Source organism: Aminobacter sp. AP02, from assembly GCF_003148805.1.
Lineage (GTDB): Bacteria > Pseudomonadota > Alphaproteobacteria > Rhizobiales > Rhizobiaceae > Aminobacter.
In genome coordinates this window covers 287,668-308,099 of the sequence record NZ_QGGX01000004.1, presented here as the reverse complement: position 1 = coordinate 308,099, position 20,432 = coordinate 287,668, and the positions used below count along the sequence as shown (strand labels likewise).

Sequence of the window (20,432 nt, the reverse complement as noted above, 5' to 3'; positions counted from 1 at the left end):
TCAATCGCCGCCGGATTTGAGGAAATCGGCGCGGTGCGGCGTGAAGCAGTCGACCAGCCGTCCCTTGCTGAGGGCCTTGACCCCATGCTTGAGGCCGGACGGCACGATGTAGCTGTCGCCCTGGTCCAGCCTTTCGGTGCGGCCGTCGATGGTGACCTCGAAGCTGCCCTCGGCGACATAGCTCGACTGCACGTGCGGGTGCGAATGGACCCAGCCCTCGCCGCCCTCCTCGAAGGCGAACTCGACCATCATCAGTTCCTCGGTATAGGCGACGATGCGGCGTTTGTTGCCGTCCGGGGTGGGCTCCCACGCCCCCTCGCCCGCTCGAACGAAGATATCGCTTGCCATGTCACCTCGCGAGCCAGCCGCCATCGACCGGGACGACGGCGCCGTGCATGTAGCTCGACGCCGGCGCAAGCAGGAATACCGCCGCGTCCCCGATGTCGTCGGGCGTTCCCCACCGTTCGGCGGGAATGCGCGCGAGAATGGCCTCGGAGCGCTCGGGGTCGTTGCGCAACGCCTCAGTATTGTTGGTGACGATGTAGCCGGGCGCAAGGGCGTTCACGTTGATGCCCTTCCCCGCCCACTCGTTCGCAAGCAGCCGGGTGATGCCCAGGACTCCGTGCTTTGAGGCGGTGTATGAGGCGACGCGGATGCCGCCCTGCAGGGAAAGCAGGGAGGCTACATTGACGATGCGGCCTGTCCTGCCGGCCGAAAGCGTGTTGCGGGCATAGGCCTGACACAGGAAGAACAGCGACTTGAGGTTGACATCCATGACGTCGTCCCAGTCCTGCTCGGTGAAATCGAGGGCGGCGTCCCGGCGGATGATGCCCGCATTGTTGACCAGCCCGTCGAGCGGCCGCCCGTCGGCAAACAGCCCGTCGATCATCGCAGCCGATGCCTTCACGTCACCCAGATCGCAGAGGACCGGAGTGAACTCGGCGCCGTATGGCGCGACCAGCTGTGCCGTTTCGCCCATCGCCGAACGTCCAATGGCAACGATGTCGGCGCCCGCACGCGCCGCAGAGACCGCGATGCCCTGGCCGATGCCGGTGTTGGCGCCAGTCACGGCGATGCGCTTGCCCTTGAGGCTGAAGGCGGAGAGATCCATCAGCGCATGTCTCCGATAGCTACCGGATCAACGTCGGTATAGTCGACATTATCGCCGGCCATGGCCCAGATGAAGGCGTAGTTGGAGGTTCCGCAGCCGGAGTGGATGGACCATGCCGGCGAGAGCACCGCCTCCTCGTTGGCCATGACGATGTGCCGCGTCTCGCGGGGCTCGCCCATGAAGTGGAAGACGCGGGCCGTCTCTGGCAGGTCGAAATAGAGATAGGCCTCCATGCGCCTGTCGTGCACGTGCGCCGGCATGGTGTTCCACACCGAGCCTGTAGCCAGTTGGGTCATGCCGACGACGATCTGGCAGGTCTCGATGGTGGTCGTGAACTGGAAGATCGAACGTTCGTTGGATGTCTCCTGGCTGCCGAGATCGAGCTGCTTGGCATTGGCGATTGTGAGTAGCCTGGTGGGCAGGGTGCGGTGCGCGGGCGCGGAAAGCAGGTAGAACTTGGCAGGGTCTTCATTGTTCGCCGACGAGAAGGACATCTCGTTGCCCATGCCGACATAGATCATATCGCGCGCGCCGAGTTGGTGGATTTCGTCGCCGACGGTAACCGTGCCAGCGCCGCCGATATTGACCGCGACCAACTCGCGGCGCTCGAGGAAGGATTTCGTTCCGGCCGGCTTGATCGTCTCTAGCTTCAGCGCGCCTCCCAGCGGCACCGCGCCGCCGACGACCATGCGGTCGTAGTGGGTGTAGGTGAGACTGATCCTTCCGGGTTCGAAAAGGCTGCCGAGGTGAAAGTTCTCACGCAACTGCTCCGTGCCCATGGCGGCGGCGGCGTGGGGGTCGATGGCGAAGCGGGATGCGAAATGCTGGTGATCGGTCATCTGAAATCCAATTGGCGAAGGCCTATGATCCTTGGTTCTTGCTCATGACCGCGAGATATTCCTCGTAGCGGCCGTCCAGGCGCTCGCGGTAGCGCTGCTGGCTTGCCGACAGATGCGCGCGCATGCCGTCGCGCGCGGCGTCGGCGTCGCCGCGGGAGATCGCCTGCAGGATGACGAGATGCTCCCGCTGCAGCCCTTCTTGATATTCTCGCGTCAGCACGCTGTCGGTCCCCCAGGGCGAGGTGACGTCGCACGGGATGGTGCGGCTGCCCAAGGCATCCAGCACCTCGACATAGAACGGATTGTTGGTCGCGGCTGCAATGGCGCGGTGGAAGGCGAAGTCGGTCTTGCCAGTCGGCTGGCCGATGCCCAGCAAGCGTTCAAATTCGAAGAAAGCTTCCTGGATCTTCGCTTCCTGGGCGCTGTTGCGCCTGATCGCGGCCAATCCGGCGCTCTCGATCTCGATCCCCATGCGCACCTCAAGGACGTTGAGCGCATTGGAGATGCTGGTACCGTTCTCCGCGCTGATCGCCGCGAAGGCCTGGGTGGGACGCTCCATCACGAAGACACCAGCGCCCTGCCGCGGCTCGACAAATCCGTCGGCGGCCAGCGTCGCCATCGCCTCTCGGATAACGGTGCGCGACACACCGAAGGTTTCGGTGAGCTGGCTCTCTGTCGGCAGCTTCTGGCCCGGCGCAACCTGGCCGCCGATGATCTGGTCTCGTACGGTCGCGACGATCCGGTCAGCCAATTTTGGCCGGCGTTCCATCTTGAAGGTGGTGGATGTCTCGGATGCCATAGGGCGCCTACCTGAATGCGTTCGGAAGCCAGAGCGATATCGCCGGGATATAGGTCACGAGTAGCAGCACCACGAGGCCGGCACCATAGAACGGCCAGATGGATCGCATCGCTTCCCAGACGCTGATCTTGCCCACCGCACAGGCGACGAACTGCACCCCTCCCACCGGCGGCGTGTTCAGGCCGATACCGTAGTTCAGAATCATGATGACACCGAAATGCACGGGGTCGATGCCGTAGGCCTGCGCGATCGGCAGGAAGATCGGGGTGGTGATGATGATGGTCGGCCCCATGTCCATGAAGGTGCCGAGCAGCAGCATGATCAGGTTGAGCAGCAGCAGGATGATGATCGGGTTGTCCGAAATCGTCTGCATCCATGCGACCAGGCTCGCCGGCACGCGCAGGAACGCCATGAGCCAGGAGAAGGCGGCGGCCGTGCCGATGATGAGAAGCACCATCGCGGTGGTTCGCACCGCCCCCATCGTGGCGTGGACGAAATCGCTCCAGCTCAGCTGCCGATAGACGAAAAGCGTCACCAAAAGCGCGTAGATCACAGCGATGCAGGAGCTTTCGGTGGCTGTGAAGATACCCGAGCGCACCCCGCCGAAGATGATGGCGATCAGCAGCAGGCCGGGCACTGCCACGGCGAGGAGGTGCGCTACCGCCATGAGCCCGGGGAACGCTTCGGTCGGATAGCCGCGCTTGCGTGCCACCAGATAGGCGGTGACCATCAACGAACCGGCCAGCAGGAGGCCCGGGATGACGCCCGCCGTGAACAGATCGGCGATCGAAATCTTGCCGCCCGCAGAGATCGAATAGATGATCATGTTGTGCGACGGCGGCAGCAAAAGCGCGATGAGTGCCGCCATCGAGGTGACGTTGACGGCGTAGTCGGCGCCGTATCCTCTCGCCTTCATCTGCGGGATCATCAGGCCGCCCACCGCAGCGGCTTCGGCCACGGCCGAGCCGGAAATGCCGCCGAACAGCGTGGCGGTCACGATATTGACCTGGCCCAGACCGCCCCTGATGTGGCCGACCAAGGACGCCGCGAAGGCGACAATGCGCTGCGCGATGCCGCCGCGCACCATGAGGTCGCCGGAGTAGATGAAGAAGGGGATGGCGAGCAGCGAAAACACGCTCATGCCGGAGTTCAGCCGCTGGAACACGACCAGCGGCGGCAGGCCCATGTAGAGGACGGTGGCGAAACTGGCCACGCCGAGGCAGAACGCGATCGGCGTGCCGATCAGCATCAGCAGGGTGAAGGAACCGAACAGGACCCAGAGTTCCATCAGATCGCCTTTCCAGACTTCACGCTGCCGGAATTGCCGGCCTGAGGGGACATCGGCCTCATCCCTTCATTCCCAGTTCCGCCGCGTCCTTGCGGACCGCTTCGACGTTGGCGAGTTCGACGGCTGTTTCGGGTGGCGGCAACTCGTCCAGTGCCTCGTCGATCGGCAGGCCCAGCAGGCGCAACACGATGCGCTCGAGCGCGAAGAGCATCACGAGCAGCCCGCCGGCGACGATCGGGACGTAGTCCCAGCCGCCCGAGATGTTCAAAGCGGGCAGCGTCGTGTTCCAGGTCAGGCTGACCAGCGCTCCGCCGTACCAGACCATGCCGGCGCCAAAGGCAAGGATGACGATGTCCGAGATCATCCTGAGCCATTTCTTGGCAGAGGGCGGCAGCACGTAGAGCAGCACGTCGAAGCCCATGTGGTTGTTTTCGCGCACGCCCACGGCCGCGCCGAGGAAGATGAACCAGCTCATCAGCATGACCGCGCCTGGCTCGGTCCACGACGGCGAGTCGTTCAGGACATAGCGGCAGAAGACCTGCCAGGCGACGAAGGCCGTCATCAGCACAAGGCCGAATCCCGCCAGGTAGAGGGCGGCGGTGTTGAGGCGAGACAGGAACGGAACGCCTATGTCTGGGGTGCTCGACACGATTTCCTCCGCAATTGGCGAGGTGGCCCCTCTCCACCGCCCGCCCCCCGGGGACAGGCGATGCTGGACGAGAGGGGCGCCGATCAGCGCAAGGTCACTGCACCGCCTGCACGTCCGCGACCATCTTCTTCAGCACCTCGTCGGTGACGTGCTTGTCGTAGACGGGCTTCATGGCGTCGATGAAACCCTGCTTGTCCGGCGTAGTGATCTGCGCGCCTGCGGCCTCGACGATCTTGCGCGACTCCGCCACCTTGGCGGCCCACAGCTCACGCTGCTTGGCGACGCTGTCCTTGGCGGCCTGCTTGAATATCTCCTGGTCTTCCGGGGTCAGCTTGTCGAAGGCCGCCTTGTTCATCACGAAGACCTCCGGAAGGATCGTGTGCTCGTCGAGGGCGTAGTTCTTGGCCACCTCGAAATGCTTGGCCGTATCGTAGCTCGGGAAATTGTTTTCCGCGCCGTCGATGACGCCGGTCTCGATGGACGAATAGACCTCGCCATAGGGCATCGGCGTCGCATTGGCCCCCAGCGCTGCCACCATGTCGACGAAGATGTCGGACTGGATGACGCGGAACTTCAGGCCCTGCATGTCGGCCACCGAGTTGATCGGCTTGGTCTTGTTGTAGAAGGAACGCGCGCCGGCGTCGTAGAAGGCGAGCGCCACCAGGCCGGCGGGCTCGAAAGCCTTCTTGATCTGGTCGCCGATGGGGCCGTCCATCACCTTGTGCATGTGATCTTCCGAGCGGAACAGATAGGGCAGCGCCGGCACGATCGTTTCCTTCACGGTGCCGTTGAAGGGCGCCATCGAGACGCGGTTGAGCTCGATCACGCCTGAGCGCACCTGCTCGATCGTGTCCTTCTCCTCGCCGAGCTGCGCGGAGTGATAGACCTCGAGCGCGTAGCGACCCTTGGTGCGCTCCTTGATGAGTTCCCCGAAATACTTGACGCCCTCGACGGTCGGATACCCGTCGGGATGGGTATCGGACGACTTGAGAACGGTCTGCGCGGCCGCTGCGCCCACCATCAGCGACGACGCCAGTGCAATGCCGGTCAGGAATTTCGCAATATGCAACATCAGTTCCTCCCAGTTGATGGGCCATTGGCCCCGCTTATGCCCTTTCGAAAATCAAAGTCGGTAAGCTCTCTTGGCCAGCCCGTAGGCCAGGTCGTGCGCCAGCTCATGGGCCTCGTCCTCCCTGAGGCGATGCTCGCAGACCAGGCCGGCCAGGAAAGCGCAGTCGACGCGACGCGCCACGTCGTGGCGGGCCGGTATGGATGGGAACGCTCGGGTGTCGTCGTTGAAGCCGACGGTGTTGTAGAAGCCTGCCGTCTCGGTGGTCATTTCGCGGAAGCGCCGCATGCCTTCCGGACTATCGTGGAACCACCAGGCCGGGCCGAGCTTCAACGCGGGGTAGACGCCTGCCAGCGGCGCTAGTTCCCGCGCATAGCTGGTCTCGTCCAGAGTGAAGACGATGACGCTGAGCCCCGGCGCGGTTCCAACCGCGTCGAGCAGCGGCTTCAGCGCGCCGACATAGTCGGTCCGCGTCGGTATGTCGAAGCCCTTGTCGCAGCCGAACCGCTTGTGGACGGGCCCGGAGTGATTGCGCCAGGAGCCGGGATGGATCTGCATCACAAGGCCGTCGTCGACGCTCATCCTGGCAAATTCGGTGAGCATCTGGGCACGGAACAGCTTGCGCTGCGAAGCGTCGGCCGTTCCGCCCCGCACCCTGTCATAGAGGGCGGCGGCCTCGGAGCCGGACAGGTTTGCGGTATTGGCCGTTGCGTGGCCGTGGTCCGTCGACGTCGCGCCAAACGACTTGAAATAGGCGCGGCGCGCCCGATGCGCATCGAGGTAGCCCTGCCAGTTGACGGTGTCGCAACCGCTCACTTGGCCCAGCCTGTCCAGGCTTCCGGCGAAGCCGTCGAAATCGGGATCGACCACCGCATCCGGCCGGTAGGCCGGCACTACCCTGCCCTTCCAGCCGCTCTCGCGGATCTTGGCATGCCACTTGAGGTCGTCGAGCGCACCGTCCGTGGTCGAGATCGCTTCGATGTTGAAGCGCTCGTACAGGGCTCGCGGACGATAGTCGTCACGATGCAGCAATTCGGCGATCGTGTCGTAGTAGAAGTCGGCGGTGGCGGGTCCGAGCGGTTCGGACAGGCCGAACAGGTTCAGGAAGGTATAGTCCAGCCACAGCCGCGTGGGCGTGCCGCGAAACAGGTAGTAGCGGTCGGCGAAGAGCCGCCAGATCTTGCGGCCGTCGGTCTCCACGGCCGAACCATCGAGCGTCGGAACGCCGAGTTCCTCGAGGCGCACGCCCTGGCTGAACAGCATCCGGAAAATGTAGTGGTCGGGCACGACCAGAAGCTGGGCCGGATCCGGAAAATGGCTGTTCTCGGCATACCAGCGCGGCTCGGTGTGCCCGTGCGGGCTGATGATGGGCAGGTGCTCGACGGCAGCGAACAGATCGCGCGCCACCTGGCGTGCCGACGCATCGACGGGGAACAGCAGATCGTCCGCAACCAGCTTGGACATGCTCCGGACCGCTCCTCCTTCGGTCTTCAACTATCGCTAAGCTCCGAAAGTGATAATGTCAACATACGAAAAAACATCACTTGTATGATGACTATGCCTTGACCGGGACCTGCAGGGTCGGGCAGGAAGTATGTCGGGAACCGCGTGATGGAGGAGACATGACTGGTCGAGATCATGTGGCTGACATGACCGCCGGACCGCGTCTGGCAGATGCCCTTCTCCCGCGGCTGCCTTCTGCCGTCGAGACCCCTGGCTTCGATCGCTCCGCAGTCGCTCCGGGCATCGTCCATCTCGGGCTCGGCGCCTTCCACCGCGCCCACCAGGCCGTGTTCGTCGACGACTGCCTGAACGCCGGAGAAAGCACGTGGGGCATCGTCGGGGCGTCGCTGCGCAGCGCCGATACGCGCAACGCCCTTGCGCCCCAGGACGGGCTCTACACCCTGTCCGTCGTCGACGGCTCCGGCGAACGGTTGCGCGTCGTCGGCTCGATCCTGTCCACGCTCGTCGCACCCGAGAACCCCGGGGCATTGCTCGACGCCCTGTGCGACCCGCGCACGCGCATCGTCACGCTAACGGTGACGGAGAAGGCGTACCTGCGCAATTCAGCCGGCAATTTGGACGAACGCCATCCGGAGGTCGTCTGGGATCTCGCCAATCCGGACCGACCGAAGAGCCTCTACGGTTTTCTCGCCGAAGCGATTGCACGCCGCAGGGCAGCCGGAACAGTCCCGTTCACGATCCTCTCCTGCGACAACCTGCCGGCCAACGGCGCGACCTTGAGGAAATTACTGGTCGCCTTCGCCGGCATGCGGGATCGCGAGCTAGGGCGCTACGTCGCGGAGGACATCGCCTTCCCTTCGAGCATGGTTGACCGCATCGTGCCGGCGACGACCGATTCAGACCGCGAGCGTATATCAGCCGCCCTCGGCGCGACCGACGCCTGGCCGGTGACGACCGAACCGTTCCGTCAATGGGTGATCGAAGACCGTTTTCCTGGCGGCCGGCCTGCCTTGGAGCGCTTCGGAGTCGAGATGGTCAAGGACGTCGCCCCCTTCGAGGACATGAAGTTGCGGTTGCTCAACGGCTCGCATTCGGCCATCGCCTATCTCGGACTGCTGAGCGGCCATGAAACCGTCGCGGCAGCTTTTGGCGATCCGGCGATCCGATCCTTCGTCGGCAGGCTCTGGAGCGAGGCGATCCCGACCTTGCCCACCGATGCCGGGTTGCGGCCCGAGGCCTACATCGATGAACTCGCCAAGCGGTTCGACAATCCCGCCCTCAAGCACCGCACCGCGCAGATCGCCAATGACGGCAGCCAGAAGCTACCGCAGCGCATCATCGCCACCGCAATCGACCGGCTCCGCACCGGTGCCGGCGCCGACCACCTGATGCTTGCGCCCGCGGCCTGGATCGCCGCCTGCGAGGCGCGCGGCAATTCGCTGCCGGCCGGCCATTTCACCGACCCACTCGATGCGGCGCTGGGCGCAATCTTTGCAAAATCCCTCGGTGCGGCCGAGACCGTCGACGAGGTCTTCGGGGCCGCGGGGTTCGCCGCCGGCTCCGACAACCTAGCCACGCTCAAGCGAACGGCAGCCCGCCATCTCGCGTCGCTGCGGCGCAACGGAGCCGCGGCCACCCTGCAGGAGCTTGGCTCATGAAGGAAACCTGGCGGTGGTTCGGCCCGGACGATCCGGTCCGGCTCTCGCATGTGCGTCAGGCAGGCGCCAGCGGTGTGGTCACCGCGCTTCACCACCTCAACGACGGTCGCGCCTGGCCTGTCGACGAGGCCGCCAGGCGCAAGGCCGAGATCGAGGCCGCCGGCCTGACCTGGGATGTCGTCGAGAGCATCATCGTGCACGAAGACGTCAAGACCCGCAGCGGCCGCTACCGCGAGCTGACCGACAACTACAGGCAGTCGATCCGTGCCGTCGCCGGCGCCGGGGTTCGCACAATCTGCTACAATTTCATGGCGATCACCGACTGGACCCGCACCGATCTCGATGCGCCGATGCCGCACGGCGGCACGGCGCTGCGCTTCGACATCGTCGATTTCTGCGCCTATGACGTGCTCGTTCTCAAGCGCGAGGGCGCCGAGTCCGACCATCCGCCGGAACGCGTTCGGGCTGCGGAAAGGCGCCTCGCCGCAATGAGCGAGAGCGAACTCGCCCGGCTCGAACAGAACCTGATCGGATGGGTGCCGGCACGCGAATTCATCTTCGACCGCGACAGCTTCCGCAAGGCGCTCGACGGCTACCGGGAACTGAGCAAGGAAGGCCTGCGCGCAAACCTGCTCGATTTCCTCAAGGAGATTGTCCCGGTCGCCGAAGAGTGCGGGGTGCGGCTCGCCATCCACCCCGACGATCCCGCCTTTCCCATCTTCGGCCTGCCGCGCGCGGTGTCGCTGTCTGAGGACGCCCGCGCCATCGTCGAGGGGGTGCCATCGCCTGCGAACGGCCTGACGCTATGCACCGGTTCCTTTGGCTCGAACGGCGCCAATGACCTTGTCGGGATGGCGCGCGAACTCGCCCCCCACATCCATTTCGCCCATCTGCGCAACGTGACCAAGGAAGAGGACGGATCGTTCCACGAGGCCGAGCATCTCGGCGGCGACACCGACATGGTGCGCGTGGTCGCCGCGCTGATGAGCGAGGAATGGCGCAGGCGCGAAAGCGGCCGCGCCGACTGGCAGATTCCGATGCGGCCCGACCACGGGCATGCGATCGTCGACGACATCGGCAAGAAGGTGAACCCGGGGTACAGTTGCATCGGCCGGCTCAAGGGGCTGGCCGAACTCCGCGGCATCACGCGCACGCTCGAAACCTACGGCATCCCGGAGGACGCCTGATGGCCGAACGCCTGCGTATCGGAATGATCGGCCTCGGCATGGCGGCGGCGCCACATGCGAAGAGCCTCATCGACCTGCGCGACGAGGTCGAGGTGGCCGCCGTGTTCAGCCCGTCGCCGGAGCGCCGAGCGGCCTTCGGCGGCAAGTATTTCTTTCCAGTCGCCGGCAGCATCGACACGATCCTGGACGACGGGTCCATCGCGGCCGTTCTCGTGCTGACGCCCCCTTCCAGTCACCTCGACCTGGTCCGCCGGGCCGCCGCCGCCGGCAAGCACGTGCTTCTCGAAAAGCCACTGGAGATCACGCACGAGCGGTCGCGCGAACTCGTGGATGTTGCCGAGCACGCCGGCATCCGGCTCGGGGTCGTCCTGCAACTGCGCTTTCGCAAGTCGATCGCCGAAGTCAGGCGCCTTCTGGATGAAGGCCAACTCGGCGAGATCGTCAGCGTTTCGGCCAGGCTCAACAATTGGCGGCCTCAGAGTTATTACGACCAGCCCGGGCGGGGCACCAAGGCTCGCGACGGCGGCGGGGTGCTGCTCACCCAGGCGATCCACACGCTCGACCAGATGATCGCCCTGACCGGCCTGCCGAGCGAGGTTGCCGCGTATGCGGCAACCAGCAAGGCGCATCGCATGGAGACGGAGGACGTGGCGCATGCGGTAATGCGCTTCGCCAATGGCGCGATCGGCGCGATCAGCGCCACCACCGCCGCCTATCCCGGATTTCCCGACGGGATCGACATACTCGGGACGAAGGGTTCGGCGCGGCTCGGCCCATCCGGGGCTTTGCTGAGCTTTCTCGACGGCACGGAGCGGACGGTGTCCGACGGCACCCGCGGCAGCGGCGCCGGAGCCGACCCGATGGCCTTCTCGAACGACAACCACCGAGCCGTTCTGGCGGACTTTCTGGCCGCCCTGCGCGACCGCCGCGACCCGAAGGTTTCCGGCCGCGAGGCGCTGGAGGCGCACAGGCTGATCGATGCGATCCTGCGTTCGTCGGAGACCGGGTCGCGCGTCACCTTGTGAGCGGCAGCCTGCGCGGCGTCGGACGGCGCGCAGCAAGATTATCTCAGGCGCGGACCGTCATCCAGCGTGATGACGCGCCCCTCCTGGGCCGAAACCTGCGCCGCCTTGCCCATCGCCACTGCCCACCAGCCGTCTGCCAACGACACCTCCGCCGCACCATTGGCGCGGACTGCGTCCACGAACTTGCGGTGCTGGAAGAAGGTCGATCCGTTGTGGTCTCCCGCGGCGAGCAGCGCCTGTTCGACGGGAATGTCGAGTGCGCGCGGACCGGGCGGATTGCGTGGGCTGACGATCACCTGGGGGGTCGGCGGTGCACCGAGATGCGCCGGCCAGAACCGGGTCGGCCCCGGAACCCGGCACTCGATCTTGCCGTTTGCTCCAACCGCCGAAATCTCCTCCTGATAGCGGCTGCCTTCGGCGAACATGCAGAGCTCCAGCATGGCGCGGGCCCCGCTTGCGAAATCGACCAGCACGTAGCCATGGTCCCAGATGTCCGGCGTCTCGCCATCGTAGCGTTCGTCCAGATGGTTCACCGCCTGCCCCGCGCTCGCCATCACGCGCACCGGATTAGATTGCAGGATGAGCCGCATCAGGTCGAAGAAATGACAGCATTTCTCGACCAGGGTGCCGCCGGTGTTGCGGTTGAAGCGGTTCCAGTCGCCAACCTTGGACAGGAAGGGAAAACGGTGCTCGCGTATGGTGAGCATGCGAATTCCGCCAGTGGCGCTCTCGGCATCGGCGATGAGCGCCGCCACGGGGGGCATGTAGCGATATTCCATCGCCACCCAGACGAGCGGCAGACGCCCTGCAATCCCCGCCAGCTTATCGGCATCGCCAAGGTCGGTGAACAGCGGCTTTTCGACGATTACCGGAAGCGGGCGTGTCGCGGCGATCTGTTCCAGGTGCTCGACATGGAGGAAGTTCGGGCTGGCGATCAGCAGGCAATCGATGTCTGGCCTGGCAAGCAGTTCGGCGATCGAGGCCGCCGGCTTCGCAAGTGGGGCGAGCGCCAGCGCCTTCGCCATCATTCCGGCATCGGGTTCGTAGATCGCCGCCACATGAGCATCGCCGAGCAGGTTGATGTTGCGGATGTGCTCCTGGCCCATCATGCCGCAGCCGATGATCCCGTAGCCGATCGACCTCGCCATCCAGCCTCTCCTCAACGAAACCGCGTGACGTATCGCGCCACGTCAGTGTCAAACCAAGTTTGCGAGTACTCCACGCCCTGGCCGTCATCGGCGGTGGCGAAGCGTTCTATGTAGCCGACCGTCGCACCCGACCCGGGCGCGAATTCCGGCGGCGACCAATCGGGGGTGAGGCCGATGCCGACGCGGTCCTCGGCCTGCGTGACGGTGAACCCCAGGGCCAGCCGATAGTGCAGATAGAGCGATTCGGAGAGGTCCTCGGCCCGCAGGCCCTGCGTGCGTGCGCCATCGACCCAGATCTCCTCCACCGCTGCCGGTTTTCCACCCAACCGCCGCAGGCGGCGGATGCGATGGCCATGAGCGGAGGGTCCGAACGGCGGCAGGTCCGCCGCCTTGGGCATGGTCTCGACGGACAGGATCGCAGCACTGGGCAGCCCCCCTCCCTCGACCAGTTCGAGCCGGAAGAAGGCGTAGACGCCGAGCAGTTTCTCGCGGGCGCGCACATAGTTTCCCGAACCCTGGATGCGCTCGAGAAGGCCCTTGTCCTGAAGATCCTGCAGCGCGCGCCGCAACGTGCCGACGGCGACCTGGAGGCTCGCCGCCATTTCGCGCTCCGGCGGCAGGCGAGCGCCATTCGCCAGGCGGCCGGCCATGATCTCGCGGATCAGCATCTCGCTTATCTGCATGTGCGCCGGCAGCGCACCGCGAAGGGTTGCAGCCGCGCCGGGCTGGGCGCGTCCCTTGGCATCACCCTTATTCGCTCCAGCCACTTTGCCCATCGCGCCAGCAAATTGATACAGTATTGATCTACAACATTCCGAGTGATAAGCAATAGGGGAATTGGCGTCGCGACCGGCGCTCTGCACAGAGGCCACCCATGACCATCGTGCCAATCACCTCCGCCGATCTCGACGCCGCCGAAGTGTCGTGGTTCGCGGCTCTCTGCTCGGACGACTACAGGTATCTCGGCGTGCCGGATGGCGCGCTGCGTTCCAATTGGGAGCACTGCTCGGACATCGTGAAGCTGTCGGAGGAACTCGGCTTCCGCAACATCCTGTGCCCTTCGTCCTATCAGGTCGGGCAGGATACGTTGAGCTTCGTCGCCGGCTGCGCACCCATCACCTCGGCCATCAACATGCTGGCGGCGGTGCGATGCGGCGAGATGCACCCGATCATGCTGGCGCGCACCGTCGCTACCCTCGACCACATGTTGCAGGGGCGCCTGACGGTCAACATCATCTCGTCGGACTTTCCCGGCGAAACGGCCGATAGTGCCTATCGCTACCGGCGCTCGCGCGAGGTCGTGCAGATATTGCGGCAGGCCTGGACCCAGGACGCCTTCGACCATGAGGGCGAGATCTATCGGTTCAAGGGCCTGACCACCGCGCCGGCCAAGCCCTTTCAGCAGAACGGCGGCCCCCTGCTCTATTTCGGCGGCTATTCGCCCGACGCACTCGAGCTCTGCGCCGAACAATGCGACGTCTACTTGATGTGGCCAGAGACGAAGGATGAGCTGGCGCAGCACATGAAGGCCGTGCATGATCGGGCAGCGCGCCATGGCCGCACGCTGGACTACGGCCTGCGCGTCCACATGATCGTTCGCGACACCGAGGTTGAGGCGCGCGAATACGCCCGCGAGCTGGTCTCGAAACTGGACGCCGACCAGGGCGACGCGATCCGCGCACGTGCGCTCGACGCCAGGTCGCTGGGCGTGGCGCAACAGGCGCGCAACCGCGACCTGGCCGACCAGGAAGGCTACATCGAACCGCATTTGTGGACCGGCATCGGTCGCGCGCGCTCGGGCTGCGGCGCAGCCATCGTCGGCTCGGTCGATCAGGTGATGAGCGAGATCGAGGCTTACCAGAAGATGGGCATCCGCGCCTTCATCTTCTCCGGCTACCCGCATCTCGACGAGTGCCGCCATTTCGGGACGAAGGTCCTGCCGCACCTCAAGACCTGTTCGTTGCCGCATGTCTACGGCCGCGTTCCGGCGACGGTGCCGGCAACGCCGCTGGGAACCGGAATCCGTCAATGAGGAGGGAAATTCCGTAATGCACACCGAACTGACGGGAACTACTGCCGGCACTTGCCACATGCCGCCCGTGCTTGTCCCCCAGCCGGACGATCCGCGGCCGCTGAGGAGTGCATTCGGGCGCTTCACGACGGGGGTGACAATCGTCACCACACAAACGCCGAAAGGCCCGCTTGGCATCACAGCCAACAGCTTCTCTTCAGTGTCTCTCGACCCGCCCCTGGTCATCTGGGGTATCGGGCGCCATTCCAGCCGATTTGCCGCCTTTGCCGAATGCGAGCATTTTGCGATCCATGTCCTTGCCGTGGAGCAGCACGACCTGTGCTGGCGCTTCGCCCGCTCCGGCCATGACTTCACGGGAGTCGATCTCGCCTACAGCAATGAGGGTGCGCCGCTGCTGCCGGGTGCGCTGGCGCGTTTCGAATGCAGGACGGCCAACCGGTTCACCGGCGGCGATCACGAGATGCTGCTCGGCCAGGTGTTGCGCATGACCTCGCGCGAGGGCGAGCCGATGGTGTTTTCGGCCGGACGCTACCGGCTCTTCGCACCTGACGCCTGAAGGTCGAGGCGATGCGCGCGCACCGGTGCCGTCGACTGCCTCTCGACCAGCCTGCACGCCAGTTCGACGCGCCGCGCCAGCCAGGGGCCGCCGCTCAGATGCTCCAGCAGCAAGGTGAGCGCCGCCGACCCCAGTTCGCGCATGGGGATGTGCATGGTCGTCAGCGGCGGATTGCAGAAGGCCGATTGCGGCAGGTCGTCCATGCCGATGACCGAAACCTGCTCGGGCACTGCGACGCCCTTCTGTTCCAGCCCGATGATGGCGCCATAGGCCAGGCTGTCGCCCGCCGTGAGAACGGCGGTGAAATCGACGCCGCGGGCATCGATGCGCCGCGCGATCGCCGCCGCAGCAAGTTCGGGCAGCCAGTCGTCCACCTCCACCACGAGGTCTTCGACACGGCCTTCAGCGCTGGCTGTCAGCGCGTCGCGCCAGCCCTCGAACCGCCGCTCGATTGTGCGCCGCCCGCGTCGCATCAGGAAGAGGATGCGACGATGGCCGAGTTGCAGGAGGCGGGTCGTCGCAAATTGCGCCGCCGCTCTGTTGCAGGGCGTGACGCTCGAATGGCGCATGGTCGGATCGTCGCCATTGATGAGCACGATGGGTTTGGAGAACCCTTCAGTCAGCGGCAGCATGTCGTCCTCGAGCGTGAGGAACAGGCAGCCGGCAACGGAGGGATCGGCTTCCGCTTCGCGCAACAGGGCAAGTTCGTCTTCGGCGCCGGCGACCGGCCGCGTCGCAAGCTCCACGCCGAGCACGCGGGCGCGTTCGTTGAGACCGTCGAGCACGTGGAAGGTGAACTGGGCGCGCGAATTGTCGATCATGGCAGCGCTGCTCGCCGCTACGATCACTTTGCGCCCGACCACGGAGGTGGGAATCGTATAGCTGAGGGAGCGCGCGGCCTCGATGATCGCGGCGCGCATGGGCTCGCGCACGCCTGCGGCACCGGTCAGGGCCCGGGAGGCCGTGCTGACCGAAACGCCGCAACGCTTGGCGACTTCTTCAAGCCGCACCCTGCGGTTCGGCCTTCCGCGTTTGCCTTCCATAGACACCTCTGCTCCTTTGCGCATTCTGCAAAAAGTTTTCAGATTGCGCAAGAAGTTGCCGTGTGGAACCTTCTTGCAAGGAAGCCCTTGGGAGGAGCCATGCCGCTTTCCATGCAGCAGGTTGAGACGGCGCTGGCCAGCCTTGTTAAAGGCATGACCGGCCTGCGCGCCGATGGGCGCTTCCACGAGCCGAACCTCGACGGCACGCCCGGAGACTACGTCAGCTTCGACAGCTGGGAATGGCCACAGGGCGTGGGCCTTTACGGTCTTTCACGCCTTTGCGAGGGCAGCGGAGACGAAAGGCTGCTCGCCACCATAGAGGATTGGTACGACCGCCGCGTCGCGGCCGGCCTGCCCGAGATGAACGTCAACACCACAGCACCTTTGCTGGCCTTGAGCCGCATCTGGCAGCGAAAGCGCCAGCCGCGTTTCGAGTCGATCCTGCAGGACTGGGCCACGCGCGTAACCGACACGATGCCGCGCACGCCCGAAGGCGGCTTCCAGCACAACGTCTCCGACAAGATCAACGACGACGAGCTCTGGGACGACACGCTGTTCATGGTCGCCTTGTTCCTGGCATCCTTCGGCCAGGCGTCGGGCCAGCGTCGATTTGTCGATGAAGCCGAACGGCAGTTCCTCGTCCATGCGCGCTACCTCGCCGATCCCACGACCGGCCTCTGGTTTCACGGCTGGACATTCGCCGGACGCCACAACTTCGCCCGCGCCCTGTGGGGCCGCGGCAACTGCTGGATCACCGTCGGTATTCTGGACCTGATCGAACTGGCTGAGATTTCACCGTCGGTGCGCGACTTCCTGCTCGGCGTGCTGGGTGCGCAGATGGATGCGCTGCTGAAGCTGCAGGCGCCCTCGGGCGCATGGCATACGCTGCTCGACGATCCGTCGTCCTATGAAGAGATTTCAGCCACCGCCGGTTTTGGCTACGGCCTGATGAAGGCGGCAAGGCTTGGCCTCGTCGGCCCCGAGCACCGCCAGGCCGGCCTGCGCGCACTGGACGCCGTCGTGTCGAACATCAGCGCCGACGGCGTCGTCTCGAATGTTTCATACGGCACTCGCATGGGGCATGATTTGCAGTTCTACCGTGACATTCCGATCCAGCCGACCGGCTACGGCCAGGCCTTGGCCATCCTGTGTCTGACCGAAGGGCTGGAAACGCTCGGTAAAATGCGGGAGGCCACATGATGCGCGTGCTCTACGGTACATCCCCCAGCGAAGTCGCAGCCATGGATACCGACCGCCTGCGGTCCGAGTACCTTGTCGAGGATTTGTTTGCCCCGGGCGAGATCAGTTTCGTCTACACCCATGTCGACCGCATGATCCTTGGGGGCGCGATGCCCCTGTCGACCCCGCTGCGCTTCGGCGACGGTGCCGACGTCGGAACCGAGTACTTCTTCACCGCGCGCGAAATGGGCATAGCCAACCTCGGCGGGGCGGGCATCGTCGAGATCGACGGCCGGCGCTTTCCTGTCGCCAATCGCGATATCGTCTATGTCGGGCGCGGCGCGCGCTCCGTCACGCTGACGAGCGACGATGCGGCGACGCCGGCGCGGTTCTACATGAACTCCGTTCCCGCCGGGGCCGACATCCCCCATCGCCTCATTCCGCGCGCGGAGGGCAAGCCGCTCGATCTCGGCGACGCGGCCCGGTCGAACAAGCGCCGCCTGGTGATGTACATCCATCCGGAAGTGGCGCCCTCGTGCCTGCTCCTGATGGGCATCACGGACCTCGCGCCCGGCAGCGTCTGGAACACCATGCCGCCGCACCTGCACGAGCGGCGCATGGAGGCCTATTGCTATTTCGACCTTTCCGACGACGACCGCGTGATCCATCTGATGGGCCGGCCCGACCAGACCCGCAACCTGATCATTGCCAACGGCAATGCGGTGCTCTCTCCCGCCTGGTCGATCCACATGGGCGCCGGCACCGGACCTTACGCATTTGTGTGGGGCATGACCGGCGAAAACCAGGCATACAACGACGTCAGCCCGGTCGCGCTCAAGGAGCTGAAATGACGGCTCCCGCGAAGTCCACCCATCCGGGTCATGTCCTCCACCGGCCCCTGGCGGCGGGCGAACCGGTGACCTATTGGCGGCTGAGCGGAACCTCGGAGGCGCGCTACGACGTGCCCGATCAGCCGATGAAGGGGGAAATGGATCCCTTCTTCTTCCTGACCAAGCACAAGAACTTCATTCCGCACGAATATCCCTGCCGCACGCAGTTCGCGGCCGAGCGACGCGGCAAGCGTCCGCAGCCGGGCTCTGAAGCGGACATGGAGCGGGTCTGGCTGCCATTCGCCTCGCCGCGCGTCGACCTGTCCGGCTTCTGGTTCAGGCCAACCGTGATCGGCACATGGGCCGAGACGAGCATCGACTGTGCCGCGTCCGGCGACGCCACCTTGCGCCTGCGCACCTGCGGTGGCGCCATCCTGTTCGTCAACGGCCGGGAAATCGGCTGGATGGCTCCCTACGGCCGCAACCTCGAAACCGCCGAGCATTTCGCCACACAGCTTGAGGCCGGCCGCAACGACATCCGCATCTGGTTCGACGACCTGGCCGAGCGCGACGCGCGCTACTATTTCCAGCTCGACTATGTTTCTGGCCCCGCGGCGACGCACGCACTGCCCCTCCCCGTAGACGCACCGGTCGCCGACCGAATGGAGGCGGCCCTCGATTCCATGCGCTTCGAGCGGGCGACCTATGACGATGGCGAGGTCGCTCTCGTCTCGGGCGTCGCTCTGCCTGCCGATGCCCGTGTCACCGCGGTGATCGAAGGCGACTTCATGTCCATCGACGAACCGCTGCGCCGCGAATTCACGCTGAAAGCGGGCGCGACGCGCTTGCCGATCGCGAACGCCAACGACCTGCCGGCGGATTTTCGCCATTTTAAGGTCACGCTCGAGATCGGCGGTTTTGCCGTATCGCGCGTCTTCGGCGTCGAAATCTGCCACGCAACGCAACAGGGCACTGCGCCCGCGGATCTTGCGGCGCGGATCGACGAGGCGCTGAACCAGGTCGCCGAGCACGCCGAGATGGACACGGTCTGCGCGCTCGCGCGCCTTTCGACCGGACGTGGCGGCGACAAGACCGACAGGATGATCGCCGCCTCGCTGCCGGCCATCGAGGATTGCCACGACTGCGCCGACTTCATCCTTGTGCCGCTGCTGTGGTCGCGCGCAGCATATGCGCGCGACATCGACCCCGCGCTGGTCGAACGCATTGATGCCGCCATCCTCGGCTATCGTTACTGGATGGATGAGCCGGGCAACGACGTGCAGTGGTACTTCTCAGAAAACCACGCCCTGCTCTTCCACACCGCGGCCTATCTTGCCGGGTACATCCTTCCCGAGGCGCGGTTCGAGCGCTCGGGCCGGACGGGCGCGCAGCAATCGGCCGTCGGAGCGCAGCGCGTGCGCGCTTGGCTCGATCATTTCGAGCAATGGGAAATGGCCGAGTTCAACTCGGCGCCCTATTTCCCCATCGACCTGAAGGGCCTCTGCGCGCTCTACGCACTGGCCCCTGACGCCGATATTCGCGGCCGTGCCGGCAAGGCGATCGTCCGCCTGCTCGAGATCATCGCCCGCTCCGCCCACCACGGCCAGATGACCGGTGCGCAGGGCCGCTCCTACGAGCACACGCTACGCGCTTCGCGCTCGCTGGAACTTTCGGGCATTTGCCGCATGATCTGGGGCGCGGGCAATTACGGCATGCGCTTCCATGCCCTGCCCCAGCTGGCGCTCTGCCTGCGCGACCATGGCATGGAGATCCCCGGCGAACTCGCCGCGATTGCCTCGGTGGCGGGCGACGAACACTGGGAATGGATATTCGCCCAGGGACAGGATCGCTTCGCCCGGCTCTATCACTACAAGACCCGCGACTATGCCATAGGCACCGCCGCCGCCTATCGCTGGACCCAGTGGGGATACCAGGAAACGGTCATCCAGCTCCGGCTCGGCCGTGACCCCGACGCCCAGATATGGATCAACCATCCGGGCGAGGTCCTGCAATCCGGCTATGGCCGACCGTCCTACTGGGGCGGGTCCGGCACGCTGCCGCGGGTACACCAGTACCGCGGACTGGCGCTGGTCGTGTTCGATTGCTCGGACGAACAGCCCGATTTCACTCATGCGTGGTTTCCAAAGGGCAAGTTCTCTTCCTCGCGCCTCGAGGGACCGCTCGCGCTGGCGGAAGCGGATGACGCCTTTGTCCTGCTCAGGGCGAGCGCGCCGCTGGTCGAAGTGGCGTCCGGCCCGACGGCGGGCAACGAGCTGCGTGTCGCCGGCAGGAAGTCGACCTGGATAGTGCGGCTGGGAGACCGCGCGTCCTGCGGGTCGCTCGATGCGTTCGCGGCGCGGTTCGGCGCACTGGCGCTGTGCGCTGGCGAGGATGGCGGGCTGATCGTCGATGATCCGGACTATGGCGAGGTTCGCTTTGGCGACAATGGAGCGGTGACGGCGGAAGGGAGAACCGTCGATCCGTCCGAGTGGACGATAGGAGGACAGGCGACCCGGCTCGCTTCCGGGCAGGTTTGAGGAATACGCTACCAAACG

19 protein-coding genes are annotated in these 20,432 nt (G+C 65.3%); 8 read left to right on the top strand and 11 right to left on the bottom strand.

The genetic code is table 11. From position 1 onward, the window contains the following. From C8K44_RS07125 to uxaC, 8 genes are all read right to left on the bottom strand, one after another. A complete protein-coding gene (locus tag C8K44_RS07125) occupies window positions 1–348 on the bottom strand; it encodes a cupin domain-containing protein (RefSeq protein ID WP_109575120.1) in 348 nt (115 codons plus the stop codon). Window position 349: 1 nt separating this feature from the next. Continuing rightward, window positions 350–1,111 carry a 2-dehydro-3-deoxy-D-gluconate 5-dehydrogenase KduD gene (gene kduD, locus C8K44_RS07120; protein ID WP_109575054.1) on the bottom strand — a complete coding sequence of 254 codons (762 nt, stop codon included), beginning with the start codon at window positions 1,109–1,111 and terminating at the stop codon, window positions 350–352. Then, the gene (gene kduI, locus C8K44_RS07115) at window positions 1,111–1,950 is read right to left on the bottom strand and encodes a 5-dehydro-4-deoxy-D-glucuronate isomerase (RefSeq protein WP_109575053.1); all 840 of its coding nucleotides are present in this window, start codon (window positions 1,948–1,950) and stop codon (window positions 1,111–1,113) included. Before kduI (C8K44_RS07115) ends, kduD begins: the two co-directional genes overlap by 1 nt. Window positions 1,951–1,972: 22 nt before the next feature. Continuing rightward, window positions 1,973–2,749 (bottom strand): FadR/GntR family transcriptional regulator, encoded by a 777-nt coding sequence (locus tag C8K44_RS07110; RefSeq protein WP_109575052.1) that lies wholly within the window; start codon window positions 2,747–2,749, stop codon window positions 1,973–1,975. A gap of 7 nt (window positions 2,750–2,756) precedes the next feature. Next, the gene (locus C8K44_RS07105) at window positions 2,757–4,037 is read right to left on the bottom strand and encodes a TRAP transporter large permease (RefSeq protein WP_109575051.1); all 1,281 of its coding nucleotides are present in this window, start codon (window positions 4,035–4,037) and stop codon (window positions 2,757–2,759) included. 58 nt (window positions 4,038–4,095) lie between these two features. Next, window positions 4,096–4,686: a TRAP transporter small permease gene (locus C8K44_RS07100; RefSeq protein ID WP_245417394.1), complete on the bottom strand. Its 591-nt coding sequence runs from the start codon at window positions 4,684–4,686 to the stop codon at window positions 4,096–4,098. Between the two features lie 94 nt (window positions 4,687–4,780). Then, window positions 4,781–5,758, bottom strand: coding sequence for a TRAP transporter substrate-binding protein (locus tag C8K44_RS07095; protein WP_109575050.1), 978 nt, complete (start codon window positions 5,756–5,758; stop codon window positions 4,781–4,783). 51 nt (window positions 5,759–5,809) lie between these two features. Then, entirely contained in the window at window positions 5,810–7,219 is a 1,410-nt protein-coding gene (gene uxaC, locus C8K44_RS07090) for a glucuronate isomerase (RefSeq protein WP_109575049.1), read from the bottom strand. Between the two features lie 185 nt (window positions 7,220–7,404). On the opposite strand from uxaC, the gene C8K44_RS07085 reads away from it, so the two are divergent. The 3 genes from C8K44_RS07085 to C8K44_RS07075 are packed head-to-tail and all read left to right on the top strand — an operon-like array spanning window position 7,405 to window position 11,089. Next, window positions 7,405–8,877 (top strand): mannitol dehydrogenase family protein, encoded by a 1,473-nt coding sequence (locus C8K44_RS07085; RefSeq protein ID WP_109575048.1) that lies wholly within the window; start codon window positions 7,405–7,407, stop codon window positions 8,875–8,877. Beyond that, complete coding sequence (gene uxuA, locus C8K44_RS07080) at window positions 8,874–10,064, top strand: mannonate dehydratase (RefSeq protein ID WP_109575047.1); 1,191 nt, start codon at window positions 8,874–8,876, stop codon at window positions 10,062–10,064. The genes C8K44_RS07085 and uxuA overlap by 4 nt, the downstream gene beginning before the upstream one ends. Beyond that, window positions 10,064–11,089 (top strand): Gfo/Idh/MocA family oxidoreductase, encoded by a 1,026-nt coding sequence (locus tag C8K44_RS07075; RefSeq protein WP_109575046.1) that lies wholly within the window; start codon window positions 10,064–10,066, stop codon window positions 11,087–11,089. The genes uxuA and C8K44_RS07075 overlap by 1 nt, the downstream gene beginning before the upstream one ends. A gap of 38 nt (window positions 11,090–11,127) precedes the next feature. Here C8K44_RS07075 and C8K44_RS07070 read toward each other — a convergent pair whose 3' ends face one another. Further along, window positions 11,128–12,237, bottom strand: a complete 1,110-nt coding sequence (locus C8K44_RS07070; RefSeq protein ID WP_109575045.1) for a Gfo/Idh/MocA family oxidoreductase — start codon at window positions 12,235–12,237, stop codon at window positions 11,128–11,130. Between the two features lie 11 nt (window positions 12,238–12,248). Further along, on the bottom strand, window positions 12,249–12,920 hold the full coding sequence (locus tag C8K44_RS07065; RefSeq protein WP_245417405.1) for a GntR family transcriptional regulator: 672 nt from the start codon (window positions 12,918–12,920) through the stop codon (window positions 12,249–12,251). Between the two features lie 191 nt (window positions 12,921–13,111). Here C8K44_RS07065 and C8K44_RS07060 point away from each other — a divergent pair, with 191 nt between their 5' ends. Further along, a complete protein-coding gene (locus tag C8K44_RS07060) occupies window positions 13,112–14,269 on the top strand; it encodes an LLM class flavin-dependent oxidoreductase (protein WP_109575043.1) in 1,158 nt (385 codons plus the stop codon). Between the two features lie 16 nt (window positions 14,270–14,285). After that, on the top strand, window positions 14,286–14,825 hold the full coding sequence (locus C8K44_RS07055) for a flavin reductase family protein (protein ID WP_245417393.1): 540 nt from the start codon (window positions 14,286–14,288) through the stop codon (window positions 14,823–14,825). On the opposite strand, the gene C8K44_RS07050 is transcribed toward C8K44_RS07055, so the two are convergent. Beyond that, on the bottom strand, window positions 14,798–15,892 hold the full coding sequence (locus C8K44_RS07050; RefSeq protein WP_109575042.1) for a LacI family DNA-binding transcriptional regulator: 1,095 nt from the start codon (window positions 15,890–15,892) through the stop codon (window positions 14,798–14,800). The two genes, C8K44_RS07055 and C8K44_RS07050, sit on opposite strands and share 28 nt — an antisense overlap. 75 nt (window positions 15,893–15,967) lie before the next feature. Here C8K44_RS07050 and C8K44_RS07045 point away from each other — a divergent pair, with 75 nt between their 5' ends. Genes C8K44_RS07045 through C8K44_RS07035 form a run of 3 tightly spaced genes read left to right on the top strand, consistent with a single transcriptional unit; the run spans window position 15,968 to window position 20,414 of the window. Further along, window positions 15,968–17,068, top strand: a complete 1,101-nt coding sequence (locus C8K44_RS07045) for a glycoside hydrolase family 88 protein (protein WP_199227036.1) — start codon at window positions 15,968–15,970, stop codon at window positions 17,066–17,068. After that, window positions 17,065–17,898: a 5-dehydro-4-deoxy-D-glucuronate isomerase gene (gene kduI, locus C8K44_RS07040; RefSeq protein WP_109575041.1), complete on the top strand. Its 834-nt coding sequence runs from the start codon at window positions 17,065–17,067 to the stop codon at window positions 17,896–17,898. The genes C8K44_RS07045 and kduI (C8K44_RS07040) overlap by 4 nt, the downstream gene beginning before the upstream one ends. Beyond that, window positions 17,895–20,414: a hypothetical protein gene (locus tag C8K44_RS07035; RefSeq protein ID WP_245417392.1), complete on the top strand. Its 2,520-nt coding sequence runs from the start codon at window positions 17,895–17,897 to the stop codon at window positions 20,412–20,414. Before kduI (C8K44_RS07040) ends, C8K44_RS07035 begins: the two co-directional genes overlap by 4 nt. Window positions 20,415–20,432 lie beyond the last annotated feature (18 nt).

Bases quoted from the DNA above. Each gene is read 5' to 3' on its own strand.
- C8K44_RS07055 (WP_245417393.1), top strand. From the start codon at position 14,286: ATGCACACCGAACTGACGGGAACTACTGCCGGCACTTGCCACATGCCG.
- kduI (WP_109575041.1), top strand. From the start codon at position 17,065: ATGATGCGCGTGCTCTACGGTACATCCCCCAGCGAAGTCGCAGCCATG.
- C8K44_RS07075 (WP_109575046.1), top strand. From the start codon at position 10,064: ATGGCCGAACGCCTGCGTATCGGAATGATCGGCCTCGGCATGGCGGCG.
- uxaC (WP_109575049.1), bottom strand. From the start codon at position 7,219: ATGTCCAAGCTGGTTGCGGACGATCTGCTGTTCCCCGTCGATGCGTCG.
- C8K44_RS07035 (WP_245417392.1), top strand. From the start codon at position 17,895: ATGACGGCTCCCGCGAAGTCCACCCATCCGGGTCATGTCCTCCACCGG.
- C8K44_RS07065 (WP_245417405.1), bottom strand. From the start codon at position 12,920: ATGCAGATAAGCGAGATGCTGATCCGCGAGATCATGGCCGGCCGCCTG.
- uxuA (WP_109575047.1), top strand. From the start codon at position 8,874: ATGAAGGAAACCTGGCGGTGGTTCGGCCCGGACGATCCGGTCCGGCTC.
- C8K44_RS07095 (WP_109575050.1), bottom strand. From the start codon at position 5,758: ATGTTGCATATTGCGAAATTCCTGACCGGCATTGCACTGGCGTCGTCG.
- C8K44_RS07045 (WP_199227036.1), top strand. From the start codon at position 15,968: ATGCCGCTTTCCATGCAGCAGGTTGAGACGGCGCTGGCCAGCCTTGTT.
- C8K44_RS07070 (WP_109575045.1), bottom strand. From the start codon at position 12,237: ATGGCGAGGTCGATCGGCTACGGGATCATCGGCTGCGGCATGATGGGC.
- kduD (WP_109575054.1), bottom strand. From the start codon at position 1,111: ATGGATCTCTCCGCCTTCAGCCTCAAGGGCAAGCGCATCGCCGTGACT.
- kduI (WP_109575053.1), bottom strand. From the start codon at position 1,950: ATGACCGATCACCAGCATTTCGCATCCCGCTTCGCCATCGACCCCCAC.
- C8K44_RS07125 (WP_109575120.1), bottom strand. From the start codon at position 348: ATGGCAAGCGATATCTTCGTTCGAGCGGGCGAGGGGGCGTGGGAGCCC.
- C8K44_RS07060 (WP_109575043.1), top strand. From the start codon at position 13,112: ATGACCATCGTGCCAATCACCTCCGCCGATCTCGACGCCGCCGAAGTG.
- C8K44_RS07110 (WP_109575052.1), bottom strand. From the start codon at position 2,749: ATGGCATCCGAGACATCCACCACCTTCAAGATGGAACGCCGGCCAAAA.
- C8K44_RS07105 (WP_109575051.1), bottom strand. From the start codon at position 4,037: ATGGAACTCTGGGTCCTGTTCGGTTCCTTCACCCTGCTGATGCTGATC.
- C8K44_RS07085 (WP_109575048.1), top strand. From the start codon at position 7,405: ATGACCGCCGGACCGCGTCTGGCAGATGCCCTTCTCCCGCGGCTGCCT.
- C8K44_RS07050 (WP_109575042.1), bottom strand. From the start codon at position 15,892: ATGCGCAAAGGAGCAGAGGTGTCTATGGAAGGCAAACGCGGAAGGCCG.